Genomic DNA, 16,316 nt, shown 5'->3' with positions numbered 1-16,316 from the left:
CTCAGCCCTGACTCGGTTTGCCGGTGACGAGACCGACCTGGGACAGTTCAAGCCGGCGCAACAGATCCAGCACCTCAATGACTTTCTGGTACTGCACCGTGGCGTCGCCGCGCACGATCACCGGGAAATCCGGGCTCTGCGCCTTCTCGATGCGCAGGCGTTCTTCGAGTTCGGCCAGGGTCACCGGGTAAGCGTCGAGAAACACCTGCCCGCCGTCATTGACCGAAATCGCCTTGGTCTTGGCTTCGGACAGCGACACGGAGGCGCTGGCCTTGGGCAGATTGATCTGGATCCCCGAGACCTGCGCAGTGGCGGTGAGGATGAACATCACCAGCACCACCATCAGCACATCGACCAGCGGGGTGATGTTGATGCTGTCCACTGCGGCATCTTCGTCATCGTCGTGGGAGGCATTTACGGACGCCATGTCAGTGCTCCTCAGGCCGGTACGGAATGGTTGGCGTGATGGCCGCGATGCGACGACTCACTGAACTGGCTCTCGCCGTGCATCTCCGCCAGGCGGGTGATGAACTCGTCGACGAACACGCGCATGTCGGCACTGACTTCCTTGTTGCGGGTGATCAGGCGGTTGTAGCCAAACAGCGCCGGAATGGCGACGAACAGGCCCATGGCGGTTGCGAGCAAAGCGGCGGCCATACCCGGTGCAATGGCATTGATGTTGACGTCGCCGGCCATCGCGGTGCCGAGGAACACCACCATGATCCCCAGCACGGTGCCGAGCAGGCCAATGTACGGGCCGCCGGCAATGGCGTTGGACAGGGTCGAGAGTTTCGAGCTGAGGGCCTGGTTCTCGCGGGTGCGCACACCGTCCATCGAGCAGCGAATCGCTTCGATGGTTGCAGCGGAAACCGACGAGGTATCGGCGCCCTGCTCGCGGCGGGTGCGGATCTCCTTGACCGCTACCGAGTACAGGCGCCACAGCGGCGAGTGCTGCAGACGCTGGGCGAGCTGCGCGTCGTCGGCGAACATTTCCAGGCGCGTGCCGACCTTGGCGAACTGCTCGCGGAAGTCTTCGTTGGCCTTGCTGACGCGGCTGAGGGTGTGGTTCTTGCGCAGCATGATGATCCACGACTGGAACATCATCAGCACCAGCACCGCGATGATCACCCAGGCGTCCACCGGCACGGCGTTGAGCAAGAAACCGAGGCTGCCGAAACCGAAACCGGACTGTTCTTCATCGACACCATAAGCCACCAGTTTCGACTCGGCGCCTTGCGAGGTGGCATCAGCCAGCAGCAGCGGCGCCGGACGGGCGACTTTTGACAGGCGCAGTTCGTCTATGGCGCCTGCGAATGGCTGGAACGGACCTTCGTGCAGATCGGCGCCGATGGCCATTACCGAGTTGAATGCCGGCATTGCCTGAGCGAGGCTCGCGCCTTCACGACCATTGATGTACAGGGTGACTTTCGAACCTTCAGCGGTCAGCGCGACATGCTGCCATTGGCCCGGATTCAGCGGTTGAGTGGCGAGCGCACGTTGGCCGTCGATCTCCACGAACGGCACGCCTTGATTAACGCCGACCAGCAGGCTGTTGGCGCCCTCACGGCGAGCCAGAATCAGTTGCTCGCCGCCGGCCTGATCCAGGCGCAGCCAGGCACTGAAGGTGAACGCACTGCCGGCGTTATGTTGCAGCGATGGACTGGCCGGCAGCAGCAACGGTTGGCCGCTGAACTGCAATCCGCGCCCGACTACACCGTCGATTGCCGCGCCGGTCGCGCTCTGCGCGGTGTTGCCGTAGGCCGTGGTGTCTTTGGCCGGGGTGCCGGTGGCGCCGTCGAAGTGATACAGCGCGGTGTAGTTCGGGTCGAAGGTCAGTTGACCGTTGCCGGTGGCCGGAGCTTTCTGGTTGCCGTAGTACATCCAGATGTCCTGACGCTGCCCGCCCTCGACATTCGGCACATCGACCCAGATCAGCGCCATGCCCATCAGCGCATCGAAACTTTCGATCTGGTGGTTGAGCACGGTCTTGTCATCCGCAGCGACGAAACGCAGATCCGAGCCGTCTTCCTTGACGCCATCGAAGGTGAAGTTGCCGGTGTGCAGGCGCACCAACAGCGCGGTGCGGCCCAGCGGCTGATTGATCGCGGCGCCTTGCGGCGTGGTGTCGACGGCGATCTGTTTGCGGTAGTGCCAGTCGTCCTGCCACCAGGCCTGAGCCGTGGCCGGGAGCACGAAGCCCAGGCAGATCAACAACGAAAGAATGAGACGCTGCATGAACGTGCTCCTTTAGAAAGTGGCTTGAAGGTTGAAGTGCAGGCGCGATTCCTGTTTCGAGGTGTTCGGCCCTTCGAGTAGCGGGTAGCCCCAGTCGAGGCTGCCGGACAGCCATTTGCTCAGGCTGGCGCGGGTGCCGAGGCCGACACTGGCCAGGGCGTAACTGGCGTCCTGGTCCGGCAGTTCGTCGCGCAGGTACAACTGCGCACCTTCGGCAAAGGCGTAGAAGCGCCAGTCCTGCATCCAGCTGCCGGCGTATTTGGCCAGTGACGGCGTGCGCACTTCCTGACTGAGCAGCAAGCCGTCATCTGCGGTGCGTTCGGCGGCCAGGTAGCCACGCACCGAGGTCGCGCCGCCGGCGGAGAATTGTTCGTTGGACACCAAGGGCCCCGAGGCCAGCTGGAACGCGGCTTTGCTTGCGCTCTGCCAGTCGCTGTCGAAGGTCCAGGTGTAATTGGTATCACCCTTGAGCACGGCGAAACTCGGTTTGGCGCGATAGCGTTTGTAGTCGAAATCTTCGTCGGAACTGCCGTAGCCGAAGATGCTGCGGGTGGCGGCGACCAGGCTCAGGCCGAGGCCGAGCTGACTCTTTTCGGTGTAACGGAAGCCGTTGTAGGCGAAGGTGAACGGCGCGTACTGCAGCGGCACCTTGTCGCTTTCTCCGGACAGCGTCAGGCGTTCGTCAAAGTCCTTGAAGTCGATGCCGGCCGACAGCGAGTTCGACCAGTTGCCACTCGACGGCAGTGTGTAGATCGCCGACACGCCATAGCTGTGGCCCTTGCCGAGCACGTTGCTGCCGCCGATGGTGGCGACGTTGCTGTCGGACTGGTATCCGGAGAACTGCACGCTCCAGCGCTCGGTCAACGGCGCGGTGTAGGAACCCGACCAGACCTTGGCGTTATCGGTGTCCTGCGGCGCGGTGAAGTACGTCAGGTTGATGCTGTGGCCGAGCTGCCAGAGGTTGTTGTAGCCGAGGCTGGTCACGGCGCGCAGCTTTTCGGTGTCGGCGCTGTAGTCGTTGTTGAGGCCGACGCTGGCGCTCCACGGGTTCTGGTCTTCGACCTGCAAATCGACGTCCATGGTGCCGGGGCGTTGACCCTCGCGCACCAACGGCATCACTTGCCGGCCCGGGGTTTTGTTGAGTTGCGCCAGCTCGCCTTGCACCTTGGCGAAGTCCGGCACCTCGCCTTCTTTCAGCGCCGGGACGTTGTCGCGGATGTCCAGCGGCGAATAGTGTTTGGCGCCGACCACACGCACCCGGCCGACCTTGGTTTCGCTGACTTGCAGATAAACGATGCCGTCGGCCACGGCTTGCTCCGGCAACTCGACGAACACCGATTGATAGCCGCGCTGCTGATAAACCTTCTGCAACGCATCTCGTGCGCCTTCGATGTCGCTCAGGGCTTTTTGTGGGCCGAGAAACGGATACACCGCTTCCTCGATCGCCCGCGCATCGAGCACGGTGTTGCCACGCACGAAGTATTCGTTGACGTCGACCAGACGCTGCGGCGCCGCGCTTTCGCCAGCCTCTTCGGCCAATACCGGCTGCGCACCCGCCGTCACCAGCAGCCAGCCCCACAGCGCCAGCCGTGACTTGAAAATCGGTTCCACACTACCCCCTGAATTCGCGATGACCTGTTGGCGTTTTGCGCGCCATGTGTGTTGCGTCAATTACTGGCGATGCAAGCGCCGGCGTGCTTGCCCAGCCACGTGTGCAACAGCGCGAAGTTCAAGGAGAACTCGGGCATTTGCAGCAAGGCACCGCAGAACACTTCGCCGATGATTTTTTGAATGAGCAGCACCGCGCGCGGCTCGTTGAGCAGCGTGGCGATGTCGCGACTGAGGACGTTGAAGCTCCAGACTTTCTGGTTCAGGCCCAGGCCGACGAACCAGCGGAACAGCAGGTTGTAATTGAGCTGTTCGTAAAGTTGCTGTTCGCTGGGCACCGAATACAGCAGTTGCAGAAGCAGAATGTGCATGACCGTTTGCGCGGGAATGAGCATGCCGGACTCGGCATTGAGGTCGTGCAGAAGGCCCTGGTGGGCGTCGAGCAAATCGTCGATCTGCGGGCGCAGCAACACCAGCGAATGGCCCGGCGGAATGTAACTGGAGACCTCTTTCAAGGCGCCCTGCCAGTCATCCTGCGAGACGATCCAGACCCACGGTGCGCCGTAGCGATACACCGACACCGGCTTCTTGCGCGCGGCTTCAACGATCTTCGACAGGCGTTGATCGAGTTCCTGCATGCCCACTTTCGAGTAGCGTTCCATAGTCCCCATTGCCTCACTCCCGGCGTCCCGCCTCGGCTTGTGAAAAGCGCCCTGTCGGGCTCCTCAAGCGCGTTACATAGGCATGACCGGACTGGCTATGTGCTACCGAACTTTTGTCATAAAAGCTTCATTACAGCGTATGGGTGTACACACATCCAATGTAGGAGTGAGCCTGCTCGCGATAGCGGTGCGTCAGCACAATAAATATCAGCTGACAGGACGCTATCGCGAGCAGGCTCGCTCCTACAGGGGGGATTTTTGCGGATTTTGGATCAGGTGTAGACAGGCCAGGTGTCGACGATTTTGCCGTTGCGCACCGCCAGCAAATCACCGAATTGCAGAAGGACCGCTTCGGTCTGGGTTGGCCGCAGGAAAACCTGGTCTTCGACTGTCAGGCCAACGGCACCGGAGCCGTTAACCATCTCCTGATTCGAACTTCGGCCGTAGACACTGTTGCTTTGCAATCCGGGCGGCGATTCGAACTCGGCCATCCAGTTACCGCCGTAAATGAAAAAGGTCTGGCGCTGGTTCTGATCCCACCACGAGAACAGTCTCGACTTGTTATCCAGCGCCGGAATATTCACCGCGCCCGTGCACTTCAAAACCGGCGTGGCGATGTAGACTGCCGGCACGTGCTCGACCAACGACGGCAGGTCGTAGTGCGTCGGTTTGAGCATCGCCGTGCCCACCGAGACTTCGCTGCTGAGCGTTTCGTTTTCATGGATGCGATAACTCGGGCTGCCGGCGGTATTCAGGCACAAACCGTCGTGCCACAACGCCGGAAATTGCTGGCGAGTGAAATCCACGCAACGCTGATAAATCACCATGACCTTGGCAAACAACTCTTCGGGCGAACCCAGAATCCCCGGCACGCCCATGCCCACGAACGGGTCATAGCCCATGAACCCGGCGAACTGCAGATGCTGCGGGTTGGCGTTGATCAGCGCGAGCATCTGCCCCAGCACATTCACATCACTGACGCCGCCGCGGTGCAGTCCCACGTCCAGCTCGATGTTGATCCGCATCCGCGTGCCCAGGCCCTGAGCCAACGCGAGGTATTGCTGCAAGCGCTCGGGGCTGTCGAGTAACCATTGCAATTGCTTGCCCGGATCGAACGGGCCCTTGTGGGTTTGATAAAACAGCGCAGCGGAACGTACCGGCAGCGGCTTGCCGAGCAAGATGTCCGACTGCGGGAACGTCACCGCATCGTGGTTGAGAAACGGCTGATGAAACGACATCAGCTTTTGCGTCCCCGCACGCTGCGCGATGTAGCTCAACAGCCCCGGCGACGGCAGCGACTTTTCCACCAGGCGCAGCTGCTTGCCGCCGCGCTGCACCGACTGCATCACCACATCAATGTTGTGATCGAGGCGGTCCAGATCAATCAGCAGCACCGGGCGCATCGGCCCTTTCTCTTTGAGCTCACGGTTCAGCGCACGGAAATATTCACTGTAAGGCGAGCCGCGATCACCCGGCCTCAGCCATGCGCCGACGCCGAGCAACAAAGCGCCGACACCCAATGATCCGAGCAGGAAATTGCGTCGATCGACCGCCATCAGTTCACCCCCAGAATCGACGAAAGATGCGCGTTGAGAAACTTGCCGCTAGGGTCCAGTGCCTGGCGCACCTCGACAAACTCGCGCCAGCGCGGGTACAGCGGTTGCAAGGTGCGCGCATTGAGCGTGTGCAACTTGCCCCAATGCGGGCGGCCGTTGTACTTCCAGAAGATTGGCTCGACGGCGGCGAAGAAGTTGTGATGATCCATCTGATAGTGCTGGTGCACCGAGATCGAACAACTGTCGCGCCCCTCGAACATGCTCAGCGGTATGTCGTCTGCCTTGACGTAGCGGTACTCGATGGGAAACCAGGTGCGCAGGTCCTTGTCCTGAATCAGCTTGAGGATTTCGCGCAGGCACGCCGGGCCGTGCTCCGCCGGTACGGAATATTCCATTTCGTTGAAGCGCACCGTGCGCACGTTGGCATAGATGTCAAACGAGTCGCCCACGCGATCTTCGAAACTGGCCAGATGGCGCAGGCTGTTGAGCAGCGAGCGGCGCAGATCGGGGAAATCGCTGCCATATTTGTCGATCTTCTCGATCAGGGTGACAAACTCGTTGCCGCCCTCCTCTTCGGGTGGAATCGGCGGCGTGGCCGGATCGCTGGTTTCGTTGAGGGCGATGGACAAGGCGTAGTCGGAATGGGTGACCACGAGCATTTCCCAATGCTGGTTTTCCCGGGTGTTCTTGTCGAGGTCCTCCAGCAGCTCTTCGGTCCTGGCGATCCATTGGTGCTCGCGCAGGCGATAGGCCGGGCGGTTTTGCAGGCGGATTTTCGTTGCCACACCGAGGGCGCCAAGAGACACGCGAGCCGCATTGAACACATCGCGGTGGCGCTGACTGTCGCAGTCCAGCACTTCGCCGCTGGCGGTGACCAATTGCATCGCGCAGACGTGCGCCGAGTAAGACTGAAAGGTTTTGCCGGTGCCGTGGGTCGAAGTGGCGATGGCGCCGGCGAGGGTCTGGTAATCAATATCGGCCATGTTCTGCAGAGCCTGGCCGATGTCTTTCAGCGGTTGCCCCATGCGTGACATCGGCGTGCCGGCGGCGAATTCGGCCTGCAGGGTGTTCGGGTCGTGATCGAGCAGACCGTTGAAGTAACTCAGCGACAACAGCGTGCCGTCGGTGGGCACCAGCGCGCTGAACGAATGCGCCGAGCCTACGGGGCGGATCTTGCCCTGCGCCTGACGGATCACTTGAGTCAACTCATCGAGGTTCTTCGGCGCCAGCCGTGCCGCCGGCAGGCAACTCTGCCCGCCCGACCAGTTGCGCCAGGGAATCAGTCGTGGCGCGCGCATCAATTGGCCCAAGGCCGGGTTCGTCGCCAGCGCACTGAAGGCGCCAACGATACTTGCCCGCTGCAACAACTGACGCCGTGTCAGATCCATCGTCATGCGCACGCCCTTATTGTGGGAGAGGTTGATCGGCCATGAAGCCGATCAGTTGCAGGAATTGTTCTTCCGAGCACTCGACGCACTGGCCCATCGGCGGCATCCCGTTATAGCCGTTGATGGCATGGTCGAGCAGCGTGTCGGCGCCCTGCCGGATGCGCGGCTCCCAGGCTTGGCGATCACCGGTCAGTGGTGCGTTGGCCGCCGGGTTGGCGTGGCAGAGCTGGCAGCTGTTGGTGTAGATCTGCGCAAGGGTCGGCTCTTTGGGTATCGCGTCATGGGCGGTGGCCGGGGGTTTGGGCTCTTCGCCGCAGCCAAACAGCGTCATGGCTAACGCCAGCAGTAAAGTGAGACGGATTGCCCGCATAACGTTCCTCGAAGGTGGCAGCGCTTATTGTTGTCAGCACACCTTAAGGCAGGCAGGTCAGCAGGTTGAGGGCATTGCGGGACAGAGAGGGGGCATCCGGGGCCAGTCCGGAATGAAGTCGGAATCGGCGATAGACACAAAACCCTGTGGGAGCTGGCTTGCCAGCGATAGCGAAGTGTCAGCCACTGAAGCCCGTGAAAGTACCGGCCACATCGCTGGAAAGCCAGCGCGCCCAAGTTCAGCGGTGTCGCTGCCCCCCTCTGTTCTGCGCCTTTGCGTGACATTCGAGTGACATTCGCGGGTTTAAATCCCGGCGCATTCAGGCGTATAACCTACAGAGACTTTTTGATCTGCATACGGACATCAACACGGGGTAGCGACATGACCACAGCAAACATCCTTGGCAACCTGTTCCCTTCTGTCAGCGACATCCCGGAAAAATACCGCCTCGACGGTCAGGTCGAGCAACGCGAATACCTCGTCGATGGCCAGTTGCGCCGCTGGGACGGCCCGCTCGCCCAAGTGCGCAGCCCGGTCTATCTGCACGGCGAGAACGGCGACGAACAAGTGATTCTCGGCAGCACCCCGTTGCTCGACGCCGACACTGCGCTGACCGCACTCGATGCCGCTGTCCGCGCCTACGACCGTGGCCAGGGCCTGTGGCCGACCATGCGCGTCGCCGAACGTATCCAGCATGTCGAAGCCTTCCTCGGCCGCATGCGCCAACAGCGCGATGCCGTAGTGAAACTGCTGATGTGGGAAATCGGCAAGAACCTCAAGGACTCGGAAAAGGAATTCGACCGCACCTGCGACTACATCGTCGATACCATCAATGCGCTTAAAGAACTCGACCGCCGCTCCAGCCGTTTCGAGCTGGAACAGGACACACTCGGCCAGATCCGCCGCGTGCCGCTCGGCGTCGCGCTGTGCATGGGCCCTTACAACTACCCGCTGAACGAAACCTTCACCACGCTGATTCCGGCGCTGATCATGGGCAACACTGTGGTGTTCAAACCGGCCAAGCTCGGCGTGTTGCTGATCCGTCCGTTGCTCGAAGCCTTCCGAGACAGCTTCCCCACCGGCGTGATCAATGTGATCTACGGCAGCGGTCGCGAAACCGTCAGCGCGCTGATGGCCAGCGGCAAGATTGACATCTTCGCCTTCATCGGCACCAACAAGGCCGCCAGTGACCTGAAGAAACTGCACCCGAAACCGCACCGCTTGCGCGCGGCATTGGGGCTGGATGCGAAGAACCCGGGCATCGTGCTGCCGGAAGTCGATCTGGACAACGCCGTCAGCGAAGCGGTCACCGGCTCGCTGTCGTTCAACGGCCAGCGTTGCACCGCGCTGAAAATCCTCTTCGTCCACGAAGATGTGGTCGACAGCTTTATCGAGAAATTCAACGCCAGACTGGCCACGCTGAAACCGGGCATGCCCTGGGACAGCGGTGTGTCGCTGACACCGCTGCCGGAGTCGGGCAAGGTCGATTACCTGCATGGCCTGGTAGCGGATGCGCGCAGCAAGGGTGCCGAGGTGGTCAACCCGAATGGCGGCGAGTCGCGCGAGTCGTTCTTCTACCCGGCAGTGCTGTACCCGGTGACACCGCAGATGCGCGTGTACAACGAGGAGCAGTTCGGCCCGGTGGTGCCGATTGTGCCGTACCGTCACCTCGACACCGTGATCGACTACGTGCTGGAATCGGATTTCGGCCAGCAGTTGAGTATCTTCGGCACCAACCCGGTGGCCGTCGGCCGACTGGTCGACACCTTCGCCAACCAGGTCGGGCGGATCAACCTCAACGCCCAGTGCCAGCGCGGCCCGGACACCTACCCGTTCAACGGCCGCAAGAACTCCGCCGAAGGTACGCTGTCGGTACACGATGCGCTGCGGGTGTTTTCGATCCGCACGCTGGTGGCGACCAAGTTCCAGGACAGCAACAAGGACCTGATCAGCGAGATCATTCGCGGTCGCGATTCAAGCTTCCTGACCACCGATTACATTTTCTGACGAGGACCTTGCACTGAGTACATTCAGCACCCACCGACTGCCTCCGCTATTGCGCCGAATCCTGCGTCCGCTGCTGGACCCGTACCGGCGCTACCGGCACGCCCGAGTGATCCACGCGGTGCGGGTGGCGTTGGGGTTGCTGGCGACCATCCTGCTGACCACCGGCATCAACCTGCCCCACGGCGAGTGGGCGTCGGTGACCATGCTGGTGGTGATTGGCGGTTTGCAGCATCACGGCAACATTGGCAAAAAAGCCGCTGAACGCGCCACCGGCACCTTGATCGGCGCCGGCGTCGGTTTGCTGCTGGTCGCGCAGCAGGCGTGGCTCGGTATGCCGTGGCTGACCTATTTCGCCATGGCGGTGGTCTGCGGATTCTTTTCCTATCACGCCATCGGCAAGGGTGGCTACACCGCCCTGCTCTCGGCGATCACCGTGTTCATCGTCGCAGGGCATGGCGATAATCCGATCACGGACGGTTTGTGGCGCGGCGTCGATATCCTGATCGGCATCGCGCTGGCACTGGCGTTCTCGTTTGCCTTGCCGCTTTACGCTGTGTATTCGTGGCGCTACAACCTGGCCGATGCCTTGCGCGATTGCGCCACGGTGTACGGACGGATCATCAGCGGCCATCCGGTCAGCGCCGATGAACATCTGAAACTGATGGCGCGCCTCGGCGCGGTGATGGTGCAACTGCGCTCGCTGATGCCGTCGGTGTCCAAGGAAGTGAAGATCTCGATGACCGAACTCGATGCGATCCAGCGCAATCTGCGCATGTGCATCAGCACCCTGGAAATCCTCGGCAATACCCGTCCGGACGCCAACGATCCGCAAGCCATGGCTCATCTGCAATCGGCGCTAAAGGCTGAACACCGGCAGATTCGCGTGCAGTTGATCGGCATGGCTCGCGCCCTGAAAACCGGCGCTGCACAACGCCTTGATCGACCTCTGGAACTGGCGGAGGTGAAGCTGGATGTGCCGGTTTACAGCGCGCTGGATGGCTATCGACTGTTGACCCGGCAACTGGCTGCGAACATCACCGAGATGCGCCAGCGCCTGGCGAAAACCGCACCGCGCTGGAACATCTGAGCGTTACTGCGCGGCGAGCCGGCGAATTTTCAACCCCCAGCCCTGCTGCATGCCGGCAGCCGCCAGCAGGATCGCCGCCACGCCGACCCATTGCAGGATCTCCAGGCGATGGCCGAAGGCGAACCAGTCGACGAAAATCGCTGCAATCGGATAGATAAATGACAGCGCACCGGTCAATGCCGTCGGCAGTTTCTGGATCGCGCCGTACAGCAGCACGTACATCAAACCGGTATGCACAATGCCCAGCGTCACCAGACTCGCCCACGCAGTCGGTGCTTGCGGCAGTGCGCTGAAATGCGCGAACGGTGCGAGCAACATCACGCCGGTGCAGACCTGAATCAGCGCGATCAGGTGCGGCGGTGTGCCGGTCAGGCGTTTGATGATCAGCGCGGCAATCGCGTAGAGAAACGCTGCGCCCAATGCCAGCGCAATGCCTGTCAGATAGTCGCCGCCACTCTCGGCCTGGGTGCCGTGGGCACTGACGATGGCCAACATTCCCATGAACGAGATCGCCAGCCAGAACAGCTTCTGCAGGGTGATTTTCTCGCCGAGAAACAGCGCCGCCAACCCGACCAGCATGAACGGCTGCACGTTGTACACCGCGGTGCCGATGGCAATCGACGCCCGGGAGTACGAAGCAAACAACAGCACCCAGTTGCCGACAATCGCTACGCCGCTGAGCACGGCCAGCAGGAACGTCGTGCGGGTCAGCATGCCCGGGCGCAGAAAACCGAATGCCGCGCAAATCAGCAGCAAGGTGCCGGCGCCGAACACGCAGCGCCAGAACACCACATCCAGCACCGGTTGCCCGGACACCAGCACAAACCAGCCGATCGTCCCGGATATCAGCATGGCTGCAGTCATTTCAAATGAGCCGCGGCGGATTGTCTTGTCCATTTCAGTCTCCTCTTGTGTAGCAAAAGTATGCCAAGTGGAGCCGGGGCCACTCCAGCGCAAAAAGCAGGCTAAACTCGCTATCTGCCTTTTTTATAGTGGGTAGTTTCTTTCAGTTGCCTAATTCAGGAGTTTTTATGACTGACGACATCGACCAGATCCTGATCGGCGCCTTGATGGAAGATTCGCGGCGCTCACTCAAGGCGCTCGCGCAACTCAGCGGCCTGTCTTCGCCGAGCGTGGCCGAGCGCTTGCGTCGCCTGGAAGAGCGCGGCGTGCTCAAGGGCTACACCGTGGAGATTGACCCCAAATGCTTCGGCTACCAGTTGCAGGCGATCGTCCGCGTGCGCCCGCTGCCGGGACAGTTGCAGGAAGTCGAGCGGCAGATTCTGTCGATTCCAGAGTTTACCGAGTGCGACAAGGTCACCGGCGAGGACTGTTTCATTGCCCGCTTGCATGTGCGTTCGATGGAACAACTGGACACCCTGCTCGACCGCCTCAATACCTTGGCCGAAACCAATACCGCGATTGTCAAAAAGACCCCCGTCAAGCGCCGGCTGCCGCCGATGGCTTGAGTGCTTTTTCTTCACGTTCGGCGTAGATTGAGGTTTTTCCAGCTAAGGATTGGCGGTATGAAATGTTATGCAGTGATGCTGATGGCGTTGGTGCTCAATGGTTGCGGTACGGTGCAAACCGTAGTGAGCAGCGACAAGCACACCGCCGACAGCCTCAAGAGAGAGAAAAGCTACTGCGGCGCCGTGCCACGGATCTACAGCGGTGTGACCTACGACTTCTGCCTGATGAACGCCGAAGTGCGCGAAGGTGTCGACACGTTCCAGCACAACAACGCGAACTTCGGCATCCTCATCGATGCAGCGGCGTCCGGGGTGCTCGATACGTTTTTACTGCCTTATACCGTCTACAAACAGCACGCCGATGGCAGCATCGTCATCAACTAGGTGCATTTTCAGCAGGCAACAAAAAACCCGCAAATGCGGGTTTTTTGTTGATGCCAGTCTGGCGATCAGTCGTCGCGGCTCATGATGCCGAATATCTGCAACAAGCTGACGAACAGGTTGTAGATAGATACATACAGGCTGATGGTCGCCATGATGTAGTTGCGCTCACCGCCGTGGATGATGGCGCTGGTCTGGAACAGGATGCACACCGACGAGAACAGCACGAAGCCGGCGCTGATCGCCAGTTGCAGGCCGCTGATCTGGAAGAACATGCTCGCCAGCGTTGCCCCCAGCAGGACGAAGAAACCGGCGGTGATGAAACCACCGAGGAAGCTCATGTCCTTGCGGGTGATCAGCACGTAGGCCGACAGACCGCCAAACACCAGCGCGGTCATCGCGAACGCCGAACTGACCACTTCAGCGCCGCCCTGCATGCCCAGGTAACGGTTGAGGATCGGGCCGAGCAGGAAACCCATGAATCCGGTCAACGCAAACGCGGACACCAGGCCCCACGCGGAGTCACGGAGTTTGTTGGTAAGGAAGAACAGCCCGTAGAAGCCGATCAGCACCACGAAGATGTTCGGGTAGCCCACACGCATCTGCTGTGCCACGAACGCCATCACGCCGCTGAAAGCCAGGGTCAGAGCCAGTAGACCGTAAGTGTTGCGCAGGACGCGGCTAACCTCTAGCTGCTCAGCCTGCACGCTGTTATTAACTGCGTAATCCTGTTCGCGCATGGCGACACTCCTGTTGGTTTGAAACGTTCAGTCGCAAAGATCATAACAGACGCTCTGTAACAAGCCATGCAGAGAGTTTGACAGTGTGTTTCATTCAGGTATTATGGCGCCCGCAACGCAACGGAGGTGTGGCCGAGTGGTTTAAGGCAACGGTCTTGAAAACCGTCGACTGTAACAGGTCCATGAGTTCGAATCCCATCGCCTCCGCCATCTTATGTACGACAAAGCCCTGACTATTCAGGGCTTTGTCGTTTCTGGCATTCAGGAAATTTGCTCCTCTCTCTATGGATCGTTTCCGCATCTATTCGGGCATTTCCGCAACCCTACCCTTCTGACACCGTTAAGTTGGTGCTAAACAAATCAAACTAAGCACAGCGCGTCGGTAGCATTGAATGCTCAGTAGACCGCTTTCGGCCATAAGCGGTCATTGAATTTTGCTAGCAGACGGTACCAAACCAGCGGCAAGCGCCTCCAATAATGCACTGACCTTGGGAAGCGCCTGACGGCTCTTTAGCCAAATCAGATTGATCGCCTGGCCTTCGGTTGCCAACTGGGGAAGCACTTCAACCAATGTCCCCTCTTCAAGCTGACGTTCGATCAACCATGACGGTAACTGCGCGATCCCGCATCCCGCCGATACCGCGATTACCAAACCTTCGCCATCTCCCACAACGAATTTTGCGGCTATCGCCCTGCGTTCAATTTCGCCCGGATGCTGTCCTGAAAAACTCCAAGGGCTAACCGTCCCATCCGCCCAGCCGTAAGCGATGCACTGATGATTTTCCAGGTCGCGATCGGTCAAGGGCGTGCCGTGCTTACTCAAATATGCGGGAGACGCACAGAAGATATGCCACTCACTGCCCAGATAGCGGTGCCCCAATGTGGCGGGCCAAACGTCCGAACCACCGATGCGTACGACGATATCGGCACCTTTCTCGATAGGATCGATGAAACGGTCGGAAAACGAAATGTGCGGCAGCAGCAGTGCATGTTCCTGGGCAAACCGCAGAATGACCGGAAGTGCCTGCAGGCGGCCGAATGCACCTGGAAGGTCAATGCGAATCCTGCCGCGAGGTTCAGTGTTTTCGGCAAGTAGGGACAGCTCAGCCTCTTCGAGCTCAGCCAGCACGCCTGTACATGTGCGATAGAACGCAATCCCCGCATCCGTCAGTGACAAGCTTCGAGTTGTACGGTGGAACAACCGAGTCCCAAGCCTGCTCTCCAATCGAGCTATCCCTTTACTGATTGCCGAAGCCGTCAGACTCATCCGCTCGGCAGCGCCTTTAAAACTGCCGGAGTCGGCAACGCAGACAAATACATCAATGCCCTTTAAACGTTCGGAGGAAAACATGTATGCCCCGCATTCATGAATTGAATTCTGTCGATATGATAAAAAACATCATAAATCAGAACATAATTCCCCAGTAAGCTTGATTCGCGCATCAATCAACACTTTGCGACTGACAAACGCTATCAAAACAACCTGCTGAACGATGAGGCAAGGATGCTGGCCACGCTAAAAAACTATCCGACAACAATAAATTTGCTGCTGTCGGCGTCCCTGATATTGACCTTGGCGCGGGCAATTACCCTGCCCTATCTGGTCATTTACCTTTCCGGCAGTTTCAGCTTAAGCGTCGCCGATATCGGCCTGGTTATAGGCAGCACACTGATCATTGGGTCGTTATTGAGTCTTTACGGTGGTTTTCTGGTCGACAAGATGTCCAGTTACCGGCTGATCCTGGCCTTCAGTGGCGTGTTCACGCTGGGGTTTCTAGGGACGTTTCTGGCTCGCGAACTTTGGCTGTTCTACAGCTGCCTGGTACTGATCAACCTGGCTTATGCGGTCATTGATATCGCGATTAAATCAGGATTTGGCAGCCTGCTTCCCGTCACTGATCGCAGCGAAGTTTTCTCGATCAAATATACGCTGACCAACATCGGGTATGCCGTCGGCCCGTTTCTTGGCGCTGGCATGGCCAAACTGGATCTCAGCTTGCCATTCCTGTTATCAGCCGGGCTTGGAGCAGGATTCTTTTTCATCTATTTTGTTTGGGGCAATAGAGACCTGAACGCCACCGATTCAGCTCAGAAACCAGTACCGTTTCTGGCCGTGGGAAAACTGTTACTCCAAGATTATCGGTTGGTGTGTTTCACCCTTGGTGGGCTGCTTAGTGCGGTGGTTTTTGGCCAGTTCACCGCTTATCTCTCCCAGTATCTGGTGGTCACTACTACACCAGAATCCACCTACCAGATCATCAGTACCGTTGTGGCGACCAATGCGCTGATGGTGATCAGTTTGCAATACTCCATAGGCAGGAAGATCTCTCACAGGCATCTGAATCTGTGGCTGGTCGCGGGACTGAGTATGTTCATGATGGGGTTGGCGGGTTTTGCCCTGTCGACCTCTATCCTGCTCTGGGTCATTTCCATAGCCATTTTTACGGTCGGCGAGATCATCGTATTCCCCGCCGAGTACATGTTCATCGACAAAATCGCTCCGGACAACCTGCGCGGCATGTATTACGGAGCACAAAACCTGTCCAACCTCGGCGCGGCGCTGGGGCCGGTGCTTTGCGGAATCGTATTGGCGACTCAGCCTCCCCACTACATCTTCTACATGCTTGCGCTCTTCATTGTTGCAGGTGGAATGTTTTACTTCCTAGGAGCTTCCAATTTGAGCGCTACAACGGATATGAATCCTGATTGAAGGGCAGCAATGAGAAAGACGATTAGGAATCAAAAATCACCTTAAAAATATCCGCTTTTGGTTCGATTTTGATCTGTCGCGACAGGCTGAAACCGGCCAAAAG

At 59.4% G+C, this 16,316-nt stretch carries 15 protein-coding genes and 1 tRNA gene; 6 read left to right on the top strand and 10 right to left on the bottom strand.

What is annotated here, in order from left to right; translation table 11 throughout:
- Position 1: 1 nt before the first annotated feature.
- The 7 genes from K5Y35_RS20780 to K5Y35_RS20750 form a co-directional block, all read right to left on the bottom strand.
- Entirely contained in the window at positions 2-427 is a 426-nt protein-coding gene (locus K5Y35_RS20780; protein WP_007915482.1) for an ExbD/TolR family protein, read from the bottom strand.
- 11 nt (positions 428-438) lie between these two features.
- Entirely contained in the window at positions 439-2,235 is a 1,797-nt protein-coding gene (locus K5Y35_RS20775; protein ID WP_222832800.1) for a DUF2341 domain-containing protein, read from the bottom strand.
- 12 nt (positions 2,236-2,247) lie between these two features.
- The gene (locus K5Y35_RS20770; RefSeq protein WP_222832799.1) at positions 2,248-3,846 is read right to left on the bottom strand and encodes a ShlB/FhaC/HecB family hemolysin secretion/activation protein; all 1,599 of its coding nucleotides are present in this window, start codon (positions 3,844-3,846) and stop codon (positions 2,248-2,250) included.
- Between the two features lie 56 nt (positions 3,847-3,902).
- Positions 3,903-4,514, bottom strand: coding sequence for a transposase (locus K5Y35_RS20765; RefSeq protein ID WP_222832798.1), 612 nt, complete (start codon positions 4,512-4,514; stop codon positions 3,903-3,905).
- Between the two features lie 263 nt (positions 4,515-4,777).
- Positions 4,778-5,986 (bottom strand): DSD1 family PLP-dependent enzyme, encoded by a 1,209-nt coding sequence (locus K5Y35_RS20760; protein WP_222834483.1) that lies wholly within the window; start codon positions 5,984-5,986, stop codon positions 4,778-4,780.
- Positions 5,987-6,060: 74 nt separating this feature from the next.
- Positions 6,061-7,389: a D-arabinono-1,4-lactone oxidase gene (locus K5Y35_RS20755; RefSeq protein ID WP_222834482.1), complete on the bottom strand. Its 1,329-nt coding sequence runs from the start codon at positions 7,387-7,389 to the stop codon at positions 6,061-6,063.
- A 76-nt stretch (positions 7,390-7,465) separates the two neighbouring features.
- Positions 7,466-7,819 (bottom strand): c-type cytochrome, encoded by a 354-nt coding sequence (locus K5Y35_RS20750; protein ID WP_123469131.1) that lies wholly within the window; start codon positions 7,817-7,819, stop codon positions 7,466-7,468.
- A 381-nt stretch (positions 7,820-8,200) separates the two neighbouring features.
- Here K5Y35_RS20750 and K5Y35_RS20745 point away from each other — a divergent pair, with 381 nt between their 5' ends.
- Both K5Y35_RS20745 and K5Y35_RS20740 read left to right on the top strand, forming a co-directional pair.
- Positions 8,201-9,826, top strand: a complete 1,626-nt coding sequence (locus tag K5Y35_RS20745) for an NADP-dependent glyceraldehyde-3-phosphate dehydrogenase (protein ID WP_128616167.1) — start codon at positions 8,201-8,203, stop codon at positions 9,824-9,826.
- Positions 9,827-9,863: 37 nt separating this feature from the next.
- Positions 9,864-10,913, top strand: a complete 1,050-nt coding sequence (locus tag K5Y35_RS20740; RefSeq protein ID WP_222834481.1) for an FUSC family protein — start codon at positions 9,864-9,866, stop codon at positions 10,911-10,913.
- Positions 10,914-10,916: 3 nt separating this feature from the next.
- Here the strand turns inward: K5Y35_RS20740 and K5Y35_RS20735 are convergent, their stop codons facing one another.
- A complete protein-coding gene (locus tag K5Y35_RS20735) occupies positions 10,917-11,810 on the bottom strand; it encodes a DMT family transporter (RefSeq protein WP_222832797.1) in 894 nt (297 codons plus the stop codon).
- Between the two features lie 134 nt (positions 11,811-11,944).
- Here K5Y35_RS20735 and K5Y35_RS20730 point away from each other — a divergent pair, with 134 nt between their 5' ends.
- Positions 11,945-12,382, top strand: coding sequence for an Lrp/AsnC family transcriptional regulator (locus K5Y35_RS20730; protein ID WP_123469137.1), 438 nt, complete (start codon positions 11,945-11,947; stop codon positions 12,380-12,382).
- Positions 12,383-12,439: 57 nt separating this feature from the next.
- Positions 12,440-12,766 (top strand): YceK/YidQ family lipoprotein, encoded by a 327-nt coding sequence (locus K5Y35_RS20725; protein ID WP_123469139.1) that lies wholly within the window; start codon positions 12,440-12,442, stop codon positions 12,764-12,766.
- A gap of 65 nt (positions 12,767-12,831) precedes the next feature.
- Here the strand turns inward: K5Y35_RS20725 and K5Y35_RS20720 are convergent, their stop codons facing one another.
- Positions 12,832-13,503, bottom strand: a complete 672-nt coding sequence (locus K5Y35_RS20720; protein ID WP_123469141.1) for a Bax inhibitor-1/YccA family protein — start codon at positions 13,501-13,503, stop codon at positions 12,832-12,834.
- Positions 13,504-13,625: 122 nt separating this feature from the next.
- Between K5Y35_RS20720 and K5Y35_RS20715 the strand changes: the two genes are divergently transcribed.
- Positions 13,626-13,713, top strand: a tRNA-Ser gene (locus tag K5Y35_RS20715).
- 214 nt (positions 13,714-13,927) lie between these two features.
- On the opposite strand, the gene K5Y35_RS20710 is transcribed toward K5Y35_RS20715, so the two are convergent.
- Positions 13,928-14,854, bottom strand: coding sequence for a LysR family transcriptional regulator (locus tag K5Y35_RS20710; protein ID WP_222832796.1), 927 nt, complete (start codon positions 14,852-14,854; stop codon positions 13,928-13,930).
- 153 nt (positions 14,855-15,007) lie between these two features.
- Between K5Y35_RS20710 and K5Y35_RS20705 the strand changes: the two genes are divergently transcribed.
- Positions 15,008-16,213: an MFS transporter gene (locus K5Y35_RS20705; protein ID WP_222832795.1), complete on the top strand. Its 1,206-nt coding sequence runs from the start codon at positions 15,008-15,010 to the stop codon at positions 16,211-16,213.
- Positions 16,214-16,316: the final 103 nt, after the last annotated feature.

The sequence above is a fragment of the Pseudomonas sp. SC3(2021) genome (assembly GCF_019856535.1).
Classification (GTDB): Bacteria; Pseudomonadota; Gammaproteobacteria; order Pseudomonadales; family Pseudomonadaceae; genus Aquipseudomonas; species Aquipseudomonas monsensis.
This window is presented reverse-complemented; position numbering and strand designations above follow the sequence as displayed.